Genomic DNA, 18,188 nt, shown 5'->3' on the forward strand with positions numbered 1-18,188 from the left:
TCATAAAAGCATTAGGTTTTGTTACATAAAGGGGAAAAAGGAGAGGTTTTCTTACAAAAGTGACGCAAAAAAGGAATGTTTTAGGCTATCGCCTTATTCCCTCAACGCCTGACCAGAAAGTTAAGATGTTCGGTGCTATGATGCCGCACTTTTTTGATTTGGATAAATATTCTAAAGATAAAAACTGAGCAAATCTCGTTTAACTCATCGGAAAAAATATGAAAAATCACTCACCTACGACTCATAAACCACAGTCAAACCAACGATTTGCGTTGGTTGCCTTAACATCATTATTCTTTATGTGGGGCTTTATTACCTCACTGAATGACATTCTAATACCGCATTTGAAAGGCGTTTTCGACCTTAACTATACGCAAGCCATGATGATTCAAATGTGCTTCTTCGGCGCTTACTTCATTGTCTCCATTCCTGCTGGAAACCTAGTTAAAAAAGTAGGATTCCAGCGCGGTATTGGCATCGGTTTGATGATTGCAGCAGCTGGCTGTTTGCTTTTTGTGGCCGCCGCAAAAGCACAGCAATACAGCATATTTTTGACAGCTCTGTTTGTTTTGGCAGCAGGCATCACCATTCTTCAAGTAGCAGCAAACCCGCTTGTCACTGTGATGGGACCAACTGAAACCGCATCAAGCCGCTTAACACTTTCTCAAGCCTTTAATGCGCTAGGAACAACGGTTGCTCCTCTTGTCGGGGGCGCTCTATTGTTCACAGTTGCAGGACAATATGCGACTAAAGCGCAAGAAGCGGAAAGCGTTATTATTCCGTATATCGGCTTAGCAATTTTACTCATTCTTTTAGCCGCTATTTTTACTCGTATTAGCCTGCCAACACCCTCAAATATTGAAGAAGACACAGCAGATACACCAAGTGTAAGTATTTTAAAACACCGTCATTTGGTATTGGGTACTGTCGCTATTTTTATGTACGTCGGTGCAGAAGTGGCCATTGGTAGTTTATTGGTTAACTTCTTTGGTCTTGAAAATATCGCTGGGCTAGCTGAAGCGGATGCCGCTCATTACGTTGCCTATTACTGGGGTGGCGCCATGGTAGGACGATTTATTGGTGCCGCGTTAATGCAGCGTATCTCGGCTGGTAACTTGCTTACATTTAACGCCTTAGCAGCAATTGCACTGATTGCTAGCGCGATATTAAATGATGGTCATGTGGCTATGTGGTCCATTTTATTAGTTGGCCTATTCAACTCTATTATGTTCCCAACTATTTTCAGTCTTGCCCTGAAAGACCTTGGACCACAAACAAGCCGCGGTTCTGGCTTACTATGCTTGGCAATTGTAGGTGGCGCTATATTGCCTGTATTGCAAGGTTCTATTGCTGATTCTATTGGTCTACAAATTTCATTTGTTATGCCAGTGATTTGCTATCTATATATTGCTTACTTTGGCGTCTTTGGTTCCAAACCCGTTTCTCGGTAAAAAACAGACAGCAAAAACAAAGGCCCTGCTTAAGTCATTAAGCAGGGCCTTTTATTTATTAGTAAGTCACCATTTTACATATATCGTACATTTAACTTCTATGAGTTCGGTTTCGCCCCGCACGCTTGGCACTGTATAAACGGTTATCTGCTAAAGTGATTGCCTCTCTAAGCGACGTTGTTTCATTCATCGTCGCCACACCAAAGCTCATGGTCATTCGAAATTTCTGATCTAAATAAACAAACTCATATTCTTCTACGCGCTGTCTAATGGACTCTGCCAGAGTAAAAGCCTCCGGCTCACTACAATCACAAACTGCTATTAGAAATTCTTCGCCCCCCCCACCGAGAAGCTAAACCACCTTCGGGAAGAGACATTTGAATGATTTTGGCAAGTTGATTAAGCGCATAATCTCCAGCGTCGTGACCATATTCATCATTAATACTCTTAAAAAAATCGACATCTGCCAACAGAAGATGAAAGCTTCTATAAGAGCTTGCCTCAAGACGTTGTAACATTCCTCTACGATTTAGTAGTTCAGTCAAGGCATCGAGATAAGCGACGAGCTTTAGTTTGGCGGAGGTTTCTTTTAATTCCTGATTAAATCGAGACATCGAATATTCATAAATACCAGAAAGAAACACCACTAAGATAAAGGAAAATAGAATTCTCGATTTTAACGTTGGGTCATAACCAAATTCTGCAAAATGGCTATTCGTATAAAACATCGTAATGATTAAAGCTAAAGTAAAAAAACCAAGCTCAATCATGCCTCTTTTCATGCCATGCAAAAATAACGACACAGCAGGAATACAAAATACCCAAACATGTCCCGTACCATTAACCCCACCACTATAAACAAGGTAAATCATCAAAATATAAAGAGGGTAAATAACAAAATTGCCTGATAAGGTGTGGTTATGAGTACGGCGCAAGTAGATATGATTTATTGCATACAAAAATGCAATCAAGATAAGCACGGAACCAAGGACAGTTTCCCCTTCGATGAGAGACCCAACACCTAATGGAAACGTAAAAAGCACACCAACGGATGTAAAAAGATTAATAATAAAAACTCGACGAATATCTTCTGAGAAAACATCATCGCTTTTACCAACATAGAAAGAGGTCAGCCAAGCAGATTTGGCGTTCTTGTTTGTAGAACGTTCGGCTTTTAATTTATGTGAATGTTTTGTCATGCATATTCTCTGACCCAGTAATCCTAAGTCGCAATGGTGGGAAAAATATGAACAAACTCCCCAATATGTATAATCCTACACCAAAGCCTAAAATAGCTCCTCTCATAACCCCCTGCGGTTACAAATTGAGACTGTAACTAATTTTGTGTAACTACCTATCACAACATATTCTATAGAGAATTAAGGATAGGTAGATGCAAATGAACCAAAAAGAACTGGAAGCCTTCGCAAAAGAAGCCGCCAAAGGCATTAAAACGCCTGAGGATCTTAACGAATTTAGCCAAATGCTGAAGAAGATTACCGTTGAGGCGACCTTGAATGCAGAGATGGATGAGCATCTGGGTTACGAGAGACATCAAAAATCCTCGTCAACCAACAGTCGTAATGGTAAGAACAGTAAGCGTATTAAGACGGAAGATGGTGAGTTTGAACTGGATACGCCTCGTGACCGCGAAGGTTCTTTTGAACCAAAGCTGGTCAAAAAGCACCAATCCCGCTTTACTTCCATGGACGATAAAATCCTATGGCTCTACGCGCAAGGTATGAGCACCCGAGACATCGTCAATGCCTTCGATGAATGGTACGGTGCTGAGATATCTCCGACACTGGTATCACGTGTTACCAACGCGGTGATCGAGCAAGTAACTGAATGGCAAGCACGCCCCTTGGATGCCATCTATCCCATTGTGTATCTTGATTGTATTGTGTTGAAAATCCGCCAAGATAAGCGTGTTATCAATAAATCGATTTTCTTGGCACTCGGTATCAACACCGACGGTCATAAAGAACTCATGGGCATGTGGATTGCTGAGAACGAAGGGGCTAAGTTCTGGCTAAACGTCCTCACTGAGCTTCAGCAGCGTGGTGTAGAAGATATTCTCATCGCTTGTGTTGATGGTCTAAAAGGCTTCCCAGAAGCCATCAATGCCGTTTTCCCACAAACCAGCATTCAACTGTGTATCGTGCATATGGTACGCAACTCATTGAAGTATGTATCATGGAAAGACTACAAAGCGGTGACGGCGGACTTAAAGCAAGTTTACCGCTCTGCAACGGAAGAAGAAGCCTTGTTGGAGTTAGATCGTTTCGCAGGCGTCTGGGACGATCAATACCCGCAAATCACCAAATCGTGGCGCAATCACTGGCATAATCTTAATACACTGTTTAGTTACCCTGACGATATCCGCAAAGCGATCTACACAACGAACGCTATTGAATCACTGAACAGTGTCATCCGTAGAGCCATTAAAAAACGTAAAGTCTTCCCAAGCGACGATTCTGCGAGGAAAATGGTTTATCTTGCCATTAGAGAGGCCAGTAAAAAATGGACAATGCCCATTCAAAACTGGCGCCAAGCGATGAGTCGATTTATTATTGAGTTCGAGGAGCGACTCGAAAAGCACCTTAACTAAATGGTAGTTACACAGAATCTGTTACAGGGTCAGATGGCACTGCTGCAATGGCAGTTGTTAAATACTCTACTGGTATCGTTTCTGTAGCGTTAGGTCACGATACTCGTGATAACACAGCAGCAAAAGATGCTAAAGCTGTTACTGGTCTTGCAGTTACTGTCACTCCTTTAGAAAATCTATCTGTTACTGGTAAATATGAAACACAAGAAGATACTGCCGATGTTCTTGGCCTAGCTGCTCGTTATGGCTACGGTGCAGGTGACGTTTACGCTTCAGCTCAAGTTATCTCTCCTGATGCTGATGGTGCGGATGACTTTAATGAATTTGCTGCTGGTGTTACATACAACCTAGCTTCAAATGTTTATGTTTTTGCAGAAGTTGGTACTTTTGAAACTTCTGCAGACAGCGATTCTGACACAAAATCTGCTGTAGGTGTTTACTACGGTTTCTAAGATCCTCTCCTAGAAGATTTTATTTACTCTAAGGCTCCTGTCTATTTAATAAGGTGGGAGCCTTATGTTAAGTAAGATCATTCAAGGTTCCATATTTCTTCTCTTGTAGGCAGATTGTTGGAACATTTGGCACCCGGTGGCAACATCTGGTGCCTTTTTTATTTATAGGTCTTCGCTTCTTAAAATTAGTAAAGACTTGATTGTTATTTAATCAAACCGTTAAACTTATTTTTTAATATAAGATTGGCGGCCAATTATGCTTAACATGGATTTTGCTCAGACAGTATTCATGGATACGAATAAAATTGATTGGATAGCCAGTCCTATGTCTGGTGTTTTTCGAAAGCCATTAGCGCGGGAAGAGGCCGAACGAGGTCACGCAACGAGTTTAGTACAATATGAGCCAGCCTCTGTTTTCCGGCCTCACCCACATCCTTTAGGGGAAGAGATACTTGTTTTAGACGGTATTTTTTCTGATGAAAAGGGAGACTTTACAGCGGGAAGTTATTTTAGAAATCCTCCTGGTAGTAGTCATGCGCCCCATAGTCGTGATGGCTGCTTTCTATTAGTGAAACTGCACCAGTTTCAAGTGTCTGATTTAAATCAAGTCTATATAGATACTCCTGACATCTGGTCATCCGAAAAGTCTGAGGTTGTATCGCTTTACGAATTTGGTACAGAGCGAGTTTGGCTTGTTCGTATTCAAAATGGTGAGGATATGTTAAGTGAATTGGACTTACCCGCTTCCGTTGAGTTATTTATTATTTCGGGTCAAGCTAAATACGGAGATGTGCAAATGTCTTCGGGGGCTTGGTTTCGTGAGCCTGAATTCACACTAGACCAATGGGTTGTGATGTCAAATTGCTTTATTTGGTTAAAGTCAGGTCATTTCTAGTTTTTCTTATTCTTTATTGAGACTCAAATGAAAAATATTGTACCGGAGCAGCCTAGAGTTTATTTGCCTATCGCTGAAAGTGATCAAGTATTCCCTGTTGGTCGTGTTTATTGTGTTGGTCGTAATTACGCTGAGCATTCTAAAGAAATGGGCGATGATCCAGAAAGGGATCCGCCTTTCTTTTTTGCGAAAGATGCCTCTTGTGTCGTGCCTTCTGCTTTTTCTATAGTCACTCGTATTACTTACCCTATGGCCACGTCGCAGTTTGAATATGAAGTAGAGCTTGTTGTGGCGATTGGGAAAGGTGGTCGTAATTTAACGATGCAGCAATCTGGAGAGGCTATTCTTGGTTATGCCGTAGGTTTGGATATGACACGTCGTGATCTTCAGACGCAGGCCAAAAAGAAAGGGCGCCCTTGGGAAGTGGGGAAGTCATTTGATGAGTCTGCACCAATAAGTCCTATTTTATTAAAAACAGATTTACTTGCTGCCAATCTTTCAAAAGCTGAAATTGGATTAAAAGTGAATGGTGATTTAAAGCAAATTAGTAATATAGGCAATTTAACTTGGTCTATTGAGGAAGTTATTTGCAAATTGTCAGAAGTTTTTGAGTTGCGACCGGGCGATTTAATAATGACAGGCACACCCGAAAATGTAGGCTCTGTTATTGCTGGTGATGAAATGCTGGCTTGGGTTGAGCATTTGGGGGAAATTAGAGTAAGTGTTACTGATTAAACTCAGTAAACCTATTTGATAGAACTGATGCTGCTGGATGTTCATATTCTGTTAATAAATGAATAGCAACTTCAGCAGTGCAAAGGCCAATGTTTTTTTGATTACGACGTTTGCTGTATACAGACTTTACACCTTGAATTTCGCGATGTTTGAATTTTTGTAGATAGGGTGATTGATTGTATATTTTGCGAGCTTGTTGCCAAGTTCCATCAATAATGATGATGTTGTCTATTGAGCGTGTAATGTCACCACAGTGTCTCTGTTGTTCATTCTCACACAGATAAATTAGTAAGGTATTGCTTGGCGTTAGTTCTAATATGGCTTCGCTTGGCGCGACTCTAGACCACACTATAATTTCACACTCACTATCTAGAGCCTCTTTTACTAGTTTTCCTGTTCCTGTGGCTTTTTTGAGTTCTTCACTGTGTGTAACTAGCCAAATCTTCATTTAGTATTTTCGCTTCAATAAATAGGCAATTATACCGATCTCTAGATGAACTAGAAAATAAACAAGCCTGATGTCGGTTTAGCCAAAAATGAACTAAAACAACATCAGGCTTTTATATGTGCATATACCGGAGCAATCCGGACACCCATTCCGATATAACTCGGACACCCATTCCGTTTTTATCCGGACACCTATTACGCTCTAAACCGGACACTTTTTGGCTTTTCCCGGAATCCCTGTCCGGATTAGCGTAAACTCTGTCCGTATTCACCGGAATCCCTTCGTTTTCTCTTTTAAATCAATCGCTCACTACACTTGGTTACCCCTAATACGTTGCCAGGAAGTGATCATGACCAGAAAGAGAACCTCAATGACCAATATTAAAGAGATTTTGCGTCTCAAACATGAGTGCCATTTATCCACGCGGCAGATTGCTTCTTGTTTGAATATCGGCCGCTCTACCGTGTCCGATGTCCTGACTCGTTTCAAACAAAGTGACTATTATTGGCCCCTTGCCAGTGACGTTTCCGATACCGATCTGTCTAAAGCGCTGTATCAAGAAAAACCGGCTAATCGCCTGAAAGTGATGCCGGACTTTGCGTACTTTTTTATCGAACTCAAGCGCAAAGGGGCGACGAAGCAATTGTTGTGGGAAGAATATGTTGCCGAGCACCAAGAGCGCACTTATGGCTACAGCCAGTTCTGCGAGTACTTCCGTCGTTGGCTCACCACACAAAAACGCAGTATGCGTCAACTCCATACCGCAGGTGACAAGTTATTCATTGATTATTGCGGACCGACTATCCCGATCGTCAATCCGGAAACGGGCGACGTTCGCCACTCACAAGTGTTTGTCGCCACACTGGGAGCGTCTAACTACACCTACGTTGAAGCCAGCGAAAGTCAAAAGCTGGAGCATTGGTTACAGTGTCACGCCAATGCGTTTGAACACTTCGGTGGCGTTCCCGCTTTATTGGTGCCAGACAACTTAAAAGCTGCCGTGACAAAAACAGATCGTTATGAGCCGAAACTCAACGACAGTTATCGTCAGTTAGCACATCACTATCAAACCGCTATTATGCCGGCTCGTCCCTATAAACCCAAAGACAAAGCCAAGGCCGAAAATGCGGTTCTGATTGTTGAGCGCTGGATCATGATGCGTCTTCGTCATCGCACCTTCCACACCCTGAGAGAGCTGAATAATGCGATTCGAGAGCTGATGAAGGTTCTGAATCAGCGACCAATGCAAAAGATTGGCGTGAGCCGCCAAGCCCTTTTTGACACCCTCGATAAGCCCGCCCTGAAACCATTACCGATGCAAAAATATGTCTACACAGAACATAAACGCGCCAAAGTGGGGCCGGACTACCACATTGAGTACGCAAAACATTACTACTCGGTACCGCATCAGCTTGTGGGTCAACATGTGACACTGGAAGCCACGTCGCAGATCATACAAATCTTCCATCAAGGTCAACCTGTCTCGTCTCACCCAATCAGCCGAAAAGAGTATGGACTGAGTACCCACATGGAACATATGCCGAGCCATCATCAACATCAAAAGTGGTCACCAGAACGCTTGATCGGATGGAGCAAGCAGATAGGCGTCGCCACCGAAAACGTCATCAAACAACAAATCCAGTCCAAAGCTCATCCAGCCCAAGCCACTCGTCGCTGCCTTGGCATACTGAGTCTAGCGCGCAAACATGGTGATGTTCGCCTAGAGCAAGCCTGTCAGGATGCCTTACTGGTAAACAAGCCCGTTCTACGCTTTATCCGAAATCTGCTCGACCATCATCGAGAAGGCACGCTGTCCCTTCCTTCTGACTCGACACCCGACATCCCGCACAGCAATGTTCGCGGGCCACACTGCTACCACTAGGAGAACGACATGAATCACCTGACTGAACAACTAAAAATGCTGCGATTGAGCCATGCCGTCACCGCGTTAGAGCAACAACGAGAACAATTAACTACCTATGGAGAACTGGACTTTGAGCCACGTCTCACATTGCTCCTTGACAGTGAGCTGCTAGGCAGAAATCAAGGCAAAATCGAACGGCTCAAGCGACAAGCAAAACTGCGCGTAGAAGCCAGCGCCAGCCAGCTACTCTACAAAGAAGGGCGTGGACTGAAACGCCTCCAATTAGGAGAACTGCTGACAGGCGGTTATCTGCAAAAGCATCAAAACATCCTTATCACAGGCCCAACGGGCGCGGGAAAAACTTATGTTGCCTGCGCTCTTGCCTCACAGGCGTGCGAGCAACTTTATAGCGTTCGTTATCTGCGTCTGAGTCGACTGCTGGACGACCTCAGCCTTGGCCGCTTAGACGGCACCTATCAAAAACAACTCGCCGCCCTCGCCAAAAAGCAGCTGCTGATACTCGATGACTGGGGAATGGAAAAACTCAGTGCGGATCATGCAGGCCATTTATTAGAGCTTTTAGAAGATCGTTACCAAACAAGCAGCACGATCATGATCAGTCAACTGCCGGTGAAAGAGTGGTACAACATGATAGGCAATGCCACGGTAGCGGATGCTTTATTAGACCGTTTAATCCACAACAGTCACCGCATCGAACTAGGAGGAGAATCGATGAGAAAACTGGCGCAATCCGGACACATGGAGTAAAACTAGAAACTGAGAAAATGAAGGGAAAAAGGTGTCCGGATTAAAACGGTACCAGTGTCCGGAATCAGCGGAATATGCATATATGCAAGAGAGGTCGTTATTCTTTGCCAATAGACCCTATTTTATGAATGGATAAGTCTGCGCCATTAAATTCATCCTCTTCGCTTAGACGTAAACCACTCATAGATTTAACTATTCCATAAACAACGAATCCGCTTAGTGTTGCTATCAGAATGCCACCTAAGCTCCCTAGAAGCTGGGATAAGAGGCTAACTCCACCTAGCCCACCAAGTGATTCGGATCCAAAAATGCCCGCTGCAATGCCGCCCCAGGCTCCACAAACACCATGTAAAGGCCAAACACCTAGAACGTCATCTGTGTGTTTGAATTTTTGCTGAAGAATAGTAAATAGAATGGTAAATATCGCACCAGCAAATGCCCCAGAGGCTAAAGCACCAATTGGATGCATAATGTCGGAACCTGCACATATGGCAACCAAACCAGCTAATGGACCATTATGGATAAACCCTGGGTCATTTTTACCAAATAGCATGGCTGTGATAATTCCACCTACCATTGCCATTAAAGAGTTAACGGCGACTAAGCCGCTCACACCATCTAAAGTTTGTGCTGACATGACATTAAAGCCAAACCAACCGATGCAAAGTATCCAGGCGCCCAATGCCAAAAATGGGATATTTGACGGTGCGAATGCGACTAATTTGCCATGTCTAAAGCGGCCGCGACGAGTACCCAGTAAGATGATAGCGGCAAGCGCAACCCATCCACCAAAAGCATGAACAACAACGGAGCCTGCAAAATCGTGAAAAGGTGCTCCATATTGTTTTTCTAGCCAATCTTGAAGGCCATAGTTACTATTCCATACAATGCCCTCAAAAAATGGATAAGCAATACCTACAATGACTGCTGCAGAAATGAGCATAGGATAGAATTTTGCGCGTTCAGCGACACCACCCGAAATGATGGCTGGTATCGCGGCAGCAAAGGTCATAAGAAAGAAGAATTTTACTAAGCTATAACCATTTTCTTGTGATAGCACGGCGGCACTATCGAAAAAATTAATACCATAAGCTATTTGATAACCGACAAAAAAATAAACGAGAGCGGAAATCGCAAAGTCGGTCATTATTTTGACTAAAGCATTGATTTGATTTTTATGGCGTACGGTTCCGACTTCTAAAAAAGCGAATCCTGCGTGCATGGCAAATACCATGATGGCGCCTAGTAGTATAAAAAGGGTGTTTGAACTGGACACTAGCATGTCTACTGCACTGTTTGTGGATATCACAGATGGCTCCTAACGTTTATTGTTGCACCGAAACGGTTTGCTCTTGTCCATAAGTGCTTTATTTTGGGGCTTTATTGGTTATTTTATAAGTAAATTTAAAACTTCGTTTGTGAAAAGCAATAACTGTTCCAGTTGTGCTTTTTTTTGGTGCTATAAAATGGATATTTTTTTGAATTGCACTATTTTGGTGTTTTGGGTGTTTTCTTTAGTAGTGCGATGGTGCTTTAATTTGAGAGGTGCTTCCTATAAGTGTGATCTTTTTATCTGGTCTCAGTGTTATTACTTTTTTTAACAATACTTGTTTTTCATCTGCTTTCTATTTTGTTTTTAACGACATATTATCGATGAGTTAATGTATGTTTTAAGCGCATTTGCAACTTAAAACACTTAACATTTAAAAGTCGCTTAAGGTTTAATTGCTTTTCGCGTAGTTAAGAGATTGCTCATTTAAGAGCAACATAAATAATGAGGTTGTTATGTCAGGTCAGTTAGTATCAGGTATTGTGAAGTGGTTTAATGACGAAAAAGGATTTGGTTTCATTGAGCGTGAAGGCGGTCCTGATGTTTTTGTGCATTTTCGTTCTATTAATGGTAATGGTCGTCGTACGCTACAAGAAGGTCAGAAAGTAACGTTTGAAGTGACTCAAGGTCAAAAAGGCCCACAAGCTGAGAATGTCACTCCAGTATAATTGAGCTTTTGATCTAGTAAAAAACCATGCGTTTTAACACCTTATATTATGTAAGAGGTTTATTGTGCGCATGGTTTTTTTATGTCCGTAATTTATTAAATACAGGAGATTGTTTTGTTGCCGGTTTTGTATTCGTTCAGGCGTTGCCCTTATGCGATGAGAGCTCGCTATGTCATTGCTTTCTTAGGAGTATCTGTGCAGTTACGAGAAGTGGTTTTAAAGTCTAAGCCAGCTGCCTTGCTGGAGTTAGGCGGGCGATCAAGTGTGCCACAACTTGTTGATGTAGATGGGATTAGATACCCTGAGAGTTTGGATATTATTATTTGGGCGCTCTCTAAGTCGGGTGATAGCGATCTAGTGAATCAATTATGGCCATTGAAAGGTAATCAGCAAAATAAGATGAAGGCATGGATAGCGTATAACGATAAATTTTTTAAACATTGGTTAGATCGTTATAAATATGCAGATCGATATCCTGAATCGAGCGAAAGCTATTATCGTGATAAAGGCGAAGTTTTTTTACGCCGATTAGATAAGCGTTTAAGCAGAAATGAGTTTTTATTGGGAGAAAGCATGAGTGTAGCGGATATTGCTGTATTTCCATTTATTCGCCAATTTTCAGGAGTTAACCAAGGTTGGTTTGAGTTATCACAATACAATAATGTTAAGCGTTGGCTGGCAGAATTTGTTAATTCAGAGATGTTCAAATCTGTGGTGATGGTTAAGTATGCCGCTTGGGAAGCAGGGCAAGAGGATATACTCTTTCCTGCTCACTAAGCGGCTTTAATTTTTATTAATCAATCATTCCAAATGTAACCCAGTATAAAAAACCTGGATCAGCGTCGTTTGGTAGCTTCAACGCTATAAAGTTACCTTTATTGTCTACATAGGATGAATTTGGAAAATTTTGTTTTAACACGGCAAGATTGGTTTGTGCCAAATCTGTTTGTTTCAGATCGTTATATGACTGAACACTAATCGCCAATGCTTCCTCTACAGAGCGTGTGCTTGGATAGTGTTGAATAACTTCTTGGCTGCGGCGCAGTGCAGAAAGCGGTGCTTTCCTTTTCAGGTAATAGTGCGCAACTTGTAATTCATGACGCGCCACCATTTCACGCAAATAATACATACGTGCTTTTGCGTCGGGCGCATAAGTACTGTCTGGATAGCGCGCAGTGAAATCGGCGAACTCTTTGAAGGCTTTGTTTAACTCTTTTGAGTCTCTTTCGCTTGGGTCTAAGTTTAAATAGCGAGACATTAAACTTTCTGCGCCTTTGTAAGTAGACATAGCGCGCATATAATAGGCGTAATCAACCGAGTCATGCTCTGGGTGATTTTTGATAAATCGTTCAGCTGATGCATGAGCAGCGATGAAGTCACTTGCTTCCATTTGTGCGTAAATTAAGTCTAATTCCGCGCGGGTGCTGAATTCACCAAATGGATAACGAGAATCTAAATCTTTTAGATGTTTTATGGCGGTAGTAGGGAGGTTTTCTTCCAGCGCTTGCTGAGCTTTGTCGTAATAGACGCGTTCAGGTAGGTCTGGTTCTTGTACCTGCTTGCTTGAACAGGCAACAATGAATAAAGAAAAACTTACTATTCCAGAGAATCGGAGCAACGAGTGATGAAATCCCATGTATAATCAAAACCTTGATATGGTAGTAGATAAGCCTCAATCGGCATTTTGTAGCGTTATATTGCGAAAGATGATGAAGTGCAAGGCGCTACACGTTTTTTCACATTCAGGCCCAATGATAAATTTATTGAGCTGAAAACAACAGACTAAAGTACATTGTATGGCAGAGCGCATAGTAAAAGAAGCCCAAGTTCCCTTCGATTTAGGTGGCAACCGTTTCGATCAGATCGCAACAGAACTGTTTAGCGACTATTCTCGTTCACGGATCCAAAGCTGGATCAAAGAAGGTGTCTTGAAGGTCGATGGTAAAATCACTAAGCCAAAAGAGAAATTATTTGGTGGTGAAGTGGTGACATTGGACATCGTTATCGAGGCACAAGAAGAGCACGAAGCTCAAGAAATGGATCTTGATGTTGTTTATGAAGATGATGACATCATGATTGTTAACAAGCCTGCGGGTTTGGTTGTTCATCCTGCTGTTGGCAACCGTGATGGTACCTTGATGAACGCGATTCTTCATCACGCACCAGAAACGGCTCATCTCCCGCGTGCTGGTATTGTGCATCGTCTTGATAAAGAAACCACAGGCTTGATGGTGGTGGCCAAGACATTGGCGGCGCAAACAGACCTTGTGACTCAGCTACAAGAACGTAGTATGGGACGTGAATACGAAGCCATTTCTATTGGTGTAATGACTGGCGGCGGGGTTGTTGATGAGCCAATTGGTCGTCATCCTCATAATCGTCAAAAGCAAGCGGTAGAGCCTGTTAATGGCAAAGACGCGGTAACACATTATCGTTTGGTAGAACGTTTTAAAAACCACACGCATATCCGTTTAAAGCTCGAGACAGGGCGCACGCATCAAATTCGTGTTCATATGGCGTTTATTCAATATCCATTGGTGGGCGATCCGCAATATGGCGGTCGTTTGAAGATGCCAAAGGCTTGCTCTCCTGAGTTGCAGGATGAGCTACGTCATTTCCGTCGCCAAGCCTTGCATGCAAAAAAATTGGAATTGTCTCATCCGATTACTGGCGAATGGATGCAGTGGGAAATTGATTTACCAGATGACATGAAGAAATTATTAGATGCCCTTAAAAAGGATACAGTAGAGTCTGGTAGTAATGACTCTGAGTATTTCTAATTTGGTCGTGTTGTAGGGGCAGCTTCGGCTGCCTTTTTTTATTTTTTTGGAGATAGTTATGTCTTCTAACACCTCTTCTTATATTTGTCCTAATTGGCCTGCGCCTTCATCTGTTCGCGCTTATGTTTCTACTCGAATTGGCGGTGTTAGTCGCGTACCTTTTGATGGGTTGAACTTGGGTCTTCATGTGCAAGATGATCCAGCGGCGGTTATGAAGAACCGGCAATTATTTGCTTCTTATATTGATATGCCAGATTCCACGACTTGGCTAAACCAAGTGCACGGTACGGATGTGGTTAATTTACCTTCTAACTCATTACCAGAAAGTGCTGATGCTGCGTCATCCTGCTCTGTTAATCAGGTTTGTGCTGTGCTGACGGCGGATTGTCTGCCAGTGTTTTTTTGTAATCAAACTGGAACTCAGGTGGCAGTGGCTCATGCTGGTTGGCGTGGGCTTTGTGCTGGCGTCTTGGAATCTACTCTGGCGCAATTTGATGAAAAAGACAGTGTTATGGTCTGGCTAGGTCCTGCTATTGGCCCCGACGCTTTTGAAGTGGGGGGCGAGGTGCGAGAGGCGTTTATATCTATCACTCCAGATGCCGAGGCGGCTTTTAAGCCAGCACGAAAAGCGGGGAAGTGGTTAGGTGATTTGTATTTATTAGCTAAACAGCGTTTAGTGACCGCAGGCGTTACGCAAATATGCGGTGGCGACTATTGCACGTTTACCGAGGAGGCGCGTTTTTATTCTTATCGGCGGGATGGTAAAACAGGGCGAATGGCCTCTGTTATTTGGATTGCTGAGTAAATAATCCTCTGTTTTATTGATGGGTGTCAAAAAAATGACACTAGTGAGCTTGAAAAGTCATTTTTAAGAGCTATTAAGCTTTTAATTGAAATATTCCATCTTATTTTACAAAGGATGTCAGATCATGCGTATAGATCGTTTAACCAGTAAATTGCAGCTAGCACTTTCCGATGCTCAATCCGTTGCACTTGGGCAAGATCACTCTTATATCGAACCACTTCACTTAATGATGGCTCTGTTAGATCAGCAGGGCGGAAGTACTCGTCCAATCCTTCAGCAGGCAGGCATTCCTGTCGCTAAATTTCGTGAAAGTTTAAATGAGCTACTAACTCGTCTTCCAAAAGTGAATGGCCATGACGGCAATGTGCAGATGTCTCCAGAGTTGGGGCGATTACTCAATTTAGCGGACAAAGAAGCGCAGAAGCGTAAAGATCAATACATCTCCTCCGAGCTAGTGTTGATGGCGATGTTTGATGGCAAAGATGACCTTGCAAAAAGTTTAAAAGCAACTGGTGTGACGAAAGCCGATATCGCTGTTGTTATTGACAGTATTCGTGGTGGGGATTCGGTTAATGATCCTGATGCAGAAGAAAATCGTCAGGCGTTAGACAAATATACTGTCGATTTAACAGCAAGAGCGGCGGAAGGTAAACTGGACCCTGTGATTGGTCGAGACGATGAAATTCGTCGGACTATACAGGTTTTGCAGCGTCGTCGTAAAAACAACCCGGTTTTGATTGGTGAGCCGGGCGTGGGTAAGACCGCCATAGTGGAAGGTTTAGCGCAGCGAATTATCAATGGCGAAGTCCCTGAGGGTTTGAAAAATAAGCGTGTTTTATCTCTTGATATGGCCGCTTTGATCGCAGGCGCTAAATATCGGGGTGAGTTTGAAGAGCGTCTAAAAGCTTTGCTTAACGAATTAGCTAAGCAAGAAGGCCAAGTGATTTTATTTATCGATGAAATCCATACCATGGTCGGTGCTGGTAAATCAGAAGGCTCAATGGATGCTGGTAACATGCTTAAGCCGGCGCTTGCTCGTGGTGAATTACATTGTGTTGGTGCAACCACACTGAATGAATATCGCCAGTTTATTGAAAAAGACGCGGCGTTGGAAAGACGGTTCCAAAAAGTGTTGGTGGAAGAGCCAAGTGTGTTGGACTCCATTGCTATTCTACGTGGTTTAAAAGAGCGCTATGAAGTCCATCATGGGATTGATATTACCGATGCTGCCATTATTGCCGCCGCGAAACTTTCTCAGCGCTACATAACAGATCGTCAATTACCGGATAAGGCAATTGATTTAATTGATGAAGCGGGTAGTCGTATTCGCATGGAGATGGATTCTAAGCCAGAAGATATGGATCGCTTAGAGCGCCGTTTGATTCAATTGAAGATCGAAAAAGAAGCGTTAAAGAAAGAAAAAGATAAAGCGTCTAAGTTGCGCTTAGCTGAGTTAGATGTCGAAATTGATGGTTTACAGAAGCAGTTTTCTGATTTAGAAGAAATCTGGAATGCCGAAAAAGCGGCGGTTCAAGGTGCTCAAAAACTTAAAGAAGAACTTGAGTCTGTCCGTCATGAGATGGAAGAAGCTCGTCGTAGCGGAAATTTGGCGAAAATGTCAGAGCTTCAGTATGGCGTGATTCCGATGCTAGAGGCTGAGATTGAAAAAGCCAGTAAAGCCGAAGAAACCACAGAAACTCGATTGTTAAAAAGACGTGTGACGGAAGAAGAAATTGCGACAGTGGTTTCGCGATGGACAGGCATTCCGGTAGATAAAATGCTTGAAGGTGAGCGAGATAAATTGTTGCGTATGGAAGATGCGTTGCATGAGTCAGTGATGGGGCAAGACGAAGCTGTTCTGGCTGTCTCTAACGCGGTTCGTCGCTCTCGTTCTGGTTTGGCTGATCCGAATAGGCCTAATGGCTCTTTTCTCTTCTTGGGCCCCACAGGTGTGGGGAAGACGGAGTTATGTAAGTCTCTAGCGCGGTTCCTTTTTGATACTGAGCAGGCCATGGTTCGAATCGACATGTCTGAGTTTATGGAAAAACATTCAGTGGCTCGTTTGATTGGCGCGCCTCCAGGTTATGTTGGTTATGAAGAAGGTGGTTATCTGACTGAGGCAGTACGCCGTCGACCATATTCAGTGTTGCTGCTTGATGAAGTTGAAAAAGCGCATCCTGATGTGTTTAATATTCTTCTACAAGTATTAGATGATGGCCGATTAACTGATGGGCAAGGTCGCACAGTAGATTTTAGAAATACCGTGATTGTTATGACTTCTAACTTAGGCTCTGATTTGATTCAAGAATATCAAGCTGCTGATCAGTATGAGGAAATAAAAGCTAAGGTGATGGAAGTGGTTGGTATGCATTTTCGTCCTGAGTTTATTAACCGTATCGATGAGACGGTTGTGTTCCATCCGTTAATGAGATCCCAGATCAAAGGTATTGCTACTATCCAGCTAGCGCATTTGAATGATCGATTGAAAGAGCTAGGAATGACGTTAGCGTTGACAGAAGCGGCTGCAGATCAGTTGGCCGAAATTGGCTATGATCCTGTTTACGGTGCTCGTCCATTGAAGCGAGCTATCCAGAAGTTGATCGAAAACCCATTGGCGAATGAACTGTTATCAGGAAAGTTTGTTGTTGGTGATCACATTGTTGCTGATGTGTCTGATGGTGTGATTGGTTTTGCAAAGGCCAATTAATAATAGCTTCACTACATTAATAGATTGCCATTGATATAAAAAAGCCCGCCGAGTAAACGCTCAGCGGGCTTTTTATTAGCAATAACTGGTGCTTAGAAATCTACGAATGCGCCAATGAATACACCTTTTGGCTCAATCTTACCTTTAGATTTAAAGTCTTCTTTTACTGTTCTGTATCCTAATTCCAATCCAGCAAAGACTAGCGGCTGGAATTTTACTTTAAATGTTGTATCAGTAATGTCTGCGTCACTGCCGCCACCAGATTTAAGCTCACCACCAACGGAGAAAACAGTGCCTGGAATATCTAAAAAAGCAGAAACATACAATAATGGATAAGTGCCGTTGATAGATGAGTTGTTGTTATCAATTTTTCTAAACGTTGCGCCAACGTCTAGATTTAATAATGTAAGTCCGTCCAGTAATTCATAATAGAGCGTGTAATCGTTAAAGGATAGATCGTTATTAAATTTGTCTTCCATCGACTGATGTTGTAGGCGGATATTTGGGATAAGAGGAATTGGGTGCTCAATTGCAATACCAAAGTAAGAGTTTAAATCTAGGTTGTTTTCTCCACTGTTTGATGCGTAAGTCCCGGCTTCAGCGGTTAAGCCAAGTATGTCAGCATGAGCTGCACTGGCCAATAAAGCAGTAGATAGTAAAAGAGCTGATTTCAT

General features: G+C 42.8%; 17 protein-coding genes and 1 pseudogene. 12 read left to right on the forward strand and 6 right to left on the reverse strand.

Annotated features, from left to right (window positions below):
* Positions 1-218: 218 nt before the first annotated feature.
* The gene (locus tag ACO05V_RS07240) at positions 219-1,451 is read left to right on the forward strand and encodes a sugar MFS transporter (RefSeq protein ID WP_421849003.1); all 1,233 of its coding nucleotides are present in this window, start codon (positions 219-221) and stop codon (positions 1,449-1,451) included.
* Positions 1,452-1,542: 91 nt separating this feature from the next.
* On the opposite strand, the gene ACO05V_RS07245 is transcribed toward ACO05V_RS07240, so the two are convergent.
* Both ACO05V_RS07245 and ACO05V_RS07250 read right to left on the reverse strand, forming a co-directional pair.
* Positions 1,543-1,773 carry a GGDEF domain-containing protein gene (locus ACO05V_RS07245; RefSeq protein WP_421856903.1) on the reverse strand — a complete coding sequence of 77 codons (231 nt, stop codon included), beginning with the start codon at positions 1,771-1,773 and terminating at the stop codon, positions 1,543-1,545.
* Positions 1,760-2,650, reverse strand: a complete 891-nt coding sequence (locus ACO05V_RS07250; RefSeq protein WP_421849006.1) for a GGDEF domain-containing protein — start codon at positions 2,648-2,650, stop codon at positions 1,760-1,762. The genes ACO05V_RS07245 and ACO05V_RS07250 overlap by 14 nt, the downstream gene beginning before the upstream one ends.
* 200 nt (positions 2,651-2,850) lie before the next feature.
* Between ACO05V_RS07250 and ACO05V_RS07255 the strand changes: the two genes are divergently transcribed.
* From ACO05V_RS07255 to ACO05V_RS07270, 4 genes and pseudogenes are all read left to right on the forward strand, one after another.
* A complete protein-coding gene (locus ACO05V_RS07255) occupies positions 2,851-4,062 on the forward strand; it encodes an IS256 family transposase (protein WP_421856882.1) in 1,212 nt (403 codons plus the stop codon).
* A gap of 29 nt (positions 4,063-4,091) precedes the next feature.
* Positions 4,092-4,514, forward strand: a pseudogene (locus ACO05V_RS07260) (porin); the annotation flags it as partial.
* A gap of 256 nt (positions 4,515-4,770) precedes the next feature.
* Complete coding sequence (locus tag ACO05V_RS07265; RefSeq protein WP_421849009.1) at positions 4,771-5,409, forward strand: cupin domain-containing protein; 639 nt, start codon at positions 4,771-4,773, stop codon at positions 5,407-5,409.
* Between the two features lie 27 nt (positions 5,410-5,436).
* Positions 5,437-6,144 (forward strand): fumarylacetoacetate hydrolase family protein, encoded by a 708-nt coding sequence (locus ACO05V_RS07270; RefSeq protein WP_421849011.1) that lies wholly within the window; start codon positions 5,437-5,439, stop codon positions 6,142-6,144.
* On the opposite strand, the gene ACO05V_RS07275 is transcribed toward ACO05V_RS07270, so the two are convergent.
* Positions 6,134-6,592, reverse strand: a complete 459-nt coding sequence (locus tag ACO05V_RS07275) for a DTW domain-containing protein (RefSeq protein ID WP_421849014.1) — start codon at positions 6,590-6,592, stop codon at positions 6,134-6,136. The two genes, ACO05V_RS07270 and ACO05V_RS07275, sit on opposite strands and share 11 nt — an antisense overlap.
* 349 nt (positions 6,593-6,941) lie before the next feature.
* Between ACO05V_RS07275 and istA the strand changes: the two genes are divergently transcribed.
* Entirely contained in the window at positions 6,942-8,474 is a 1,533-nt protein-coding gene (istA, locus tag ACO05V_RS07280; protein WP_421846542.1) for an IS21 family transposase, read from the forward strand.
* 9 nt (positions 8,475-8,483) lie between these two features.
* Positions 8,484-9,224 (forward strand): IS21-like element helper ATPase IstB, encoded by a 741-nt coding sequence (istB, locus tag ACO05V_RS07285; protein WP_421846544.1) that lies wholly within the window; start codon positions 8,484-8,486, stop codon positions 9,222-9,224.
* A gap of 97 nt (positions 9,225-9,321) precedes the next feature.
* Here the strand turns inward: istB and ACO05V_RS07290 are convergent, their stop codons facing one another.
* Positions 9,322-10,533, reverse strand: coding sequence for an ammonium transporter (locus ACO05V_RS07290; protein ID WP_421849017.1), 1,212 nt, complete (start codon positions 10,531-10,533; stop codon positions 9,322-9,324).
* 476 nt (positions 10,534-11,009) lie between these two features.
* On the opposite strand from ACO05V_RS07290, the gene ACO05V_RS07295 reads away from it, so the two are divergent.
* Complete coding sequence (locus tag ACO05V_RS07295; protein ID WP_212916310.1) at positions 11,010-11,222, forward strand: cold-shock protein; 213 nt, start codon at positions 11,010-11,012, stop codon at positions 11,220-11,222.
* 114 nt (positions 11,223-11,336) lie between these two features.
* Positions 11,337-11,999 (forward strand): glutathione S-transferase, encoded by a 663-nt coding sequence (locus ACO05V_RS07300; protein WP_421849020.1) that lies wholly within the window; start codon positions 11,337-11,339, stop codon positions 11,997-11,999.
* A 16-nt stretch (positions 12,000-12,015) separates the two neighbouring features.
* Here ACO05V_RS07300 and ACO05V_RS07305 read toward each other — a convergent pair whose 3' ends face one another.
* Entirely contained in the window at positions 12,016-12,858 is an 843-nt protein-coding gene (locus ACO05V_RS07305) for an outer membrane protein assembly factor BamD (protein WP_421849023.1), read from the reverse strand.
* Between the two features lie 160 nt (positions 12,859-13,018).
* Here ACO05V_RS07305 and rluD point away from each other — a divergent pair, with 160 nt between their 5' ends.
* The 3 genes from rluD to clpB all read left to right on the forward strand — a co-directional run bounded on the left by rluD (position 13,019) and on the right by clpB (position 17,514).
* Complete coding sequence (gene rluD, locus ACO05V_RS07310) at positions 13,019-14,002, forward strand: 23S rRNA pseudouridine(1911/1915/1917) synthase RluD (protein WP_421849026.1); 984 nt, start codon at positions 13,019-13,021, stop codon at positions 14,000-14,002.
* 58 nt (positions 14,003-14,060) lie between these two features.
* Positions 14,061-14,807, forward strand: coding sequence for a peptidoglycan editing factor PgeF (gene pgeF, locus ACO05V_RS07315; RefSeq protein ID WP_421849030.1), 747 nt, complete (start codon positions 14,061-14,063; stop codon positions 14,805-14,807).
* A gap of 124 nt (positions 14,808-14,931) precedes the next feature.
* On the forward strand, positions 14,932-17,514 hold the full coding sequence (clpB, locus tag ACO05V_RS07320) for an ATP-dependent chaperone ClpB (RefSeq protein WP_421849033.1): 2,583 nt from the start codon (positions 14,932-14,934) through the stop codon (positions 17,512-17,514).
* Between the two features lie 92 nt (positions 17,515-17,606).
* Here the strand turns inward: clpB and ACO05V_RS07325 are convergent, their stop codons facing one another.
* Positions 17,607-18,188, reverse strand: coding sequence for a TIGR04219 family outer membrane beta-barrel protein (locus ACO05V_RS07325; protein ID WP_421849036.1), 582 nt, complete (start codon positions 18,186-18,188; stop codon positions 17,607-17,609).

Origin of the sequence: Marinomonas sp. (assembly GCF_965225885.1) — a bacterium.
Taxonomy (GTDB): Bacteria; Pseudomonadota; Gammaproteobacteria; order Pseudomonadales; family Marinomonadaceae; genus Marinomonas.

Excerpts from the sequence above, each read along its gene's own strand:
- rluD (WP_421849026.1), top strand. The coding sequence starts at position 13,019 with ATGGCAGAGCGCATAGTAAAAGAAGCCCAAGTTCCCTTCGATTTAGGT.
- ACO05V_RS07295 (WP_212916310.1), top strand. The coding sequence starts at position 11,010 with ATGTCAGGTCAGTTAGTATCAGGTATTGTGAAGTGGTTTAATGACGAA.
- ACO05V_RS07270 (WP_421849011.1), top strand. The coding sequence starts at position 5,437 with ATGAAAAATATTGTACCGGAGCAGCCTAGAGTTTATTTGCCTATCGCT.
- ACO05V_RS07255 (WP_421856882.1), top strand. The coding sequence starts at position 2,851 with ATGAACCAAAAAGAACTGGAAGCCTTCGCAAAAGAAGCCGCCAAAGGC.
- ACO05V_RS07325 (WP_421849036.1), bottom strand. The coding sequence starts at position 18,188 with ATGAAATCAGCTCTTTTACTATCTACTGCTTTATTGGCCAGTGCAGCT.
- istB (WP_421846544.1), top strand. The coding sequence starts at position 8,484 with ATGAATCACCTGACTGAACAACTAAAAATGCTGCGATTGAGCCATGCC.
- ACO05V_RS07305 (WP_421849023.1), bottom strand. The coding sequence starts at position 12,858 with ATGGGATTTCATCACTCGTTGCTCCGATTCTCTGGAATAGTAAGTTTT.
- ACO05V_RS07240 (WP_421849003.1), top strand. The coding sequence starts at position 219 with ATGAAAAATCACTCACCTACGACTCATAAACCACAGTCAAACCAACGA.
- pgeF (WP_421849030.1), top strand. The coding sequence starts at position 14,061 with ATGTCTTCTAACACCTCTTCTTATATTTGTCCTAATTGGCCTGCGCCT.
- ACO05V_RS07275 (WP_421849014.1), bottom strand. The coding sequence starts at position 6,592 with ATGAAGATTTGGCTAGTTACACACAGTGAAGAACTCAAAAAAGCCACA.
- istA (WP_421846542.1), top strand. The coding sequence starts at position 6,942 with ATGACCAGAAAGAGAACCTCAATGACCAATATTAAAGAGATTTTGCGT.
- ACO05V_RS07265 (WP_421849009.1), top strand. The coding sequence starts at position 4,771 with ATGCTTAACATGGATTTTGCTCAGACAGTATTCATGGATACGAATAAA.
- clpB (WP_421849033.1), top strand. The coding sequence starts at position 14,932 with ATGCGTATAGATCGTTTAACCAGTAAATTGCAGCTAGCACTTTCCGAT.
- ACO05V_RS07250 (WP_421849006.1), bottom strand. The coding sequence starts at position 2,650 with ATGACAAAACATTCACATAAATTAAAAGCCGAACGTTCTACAAACAAG.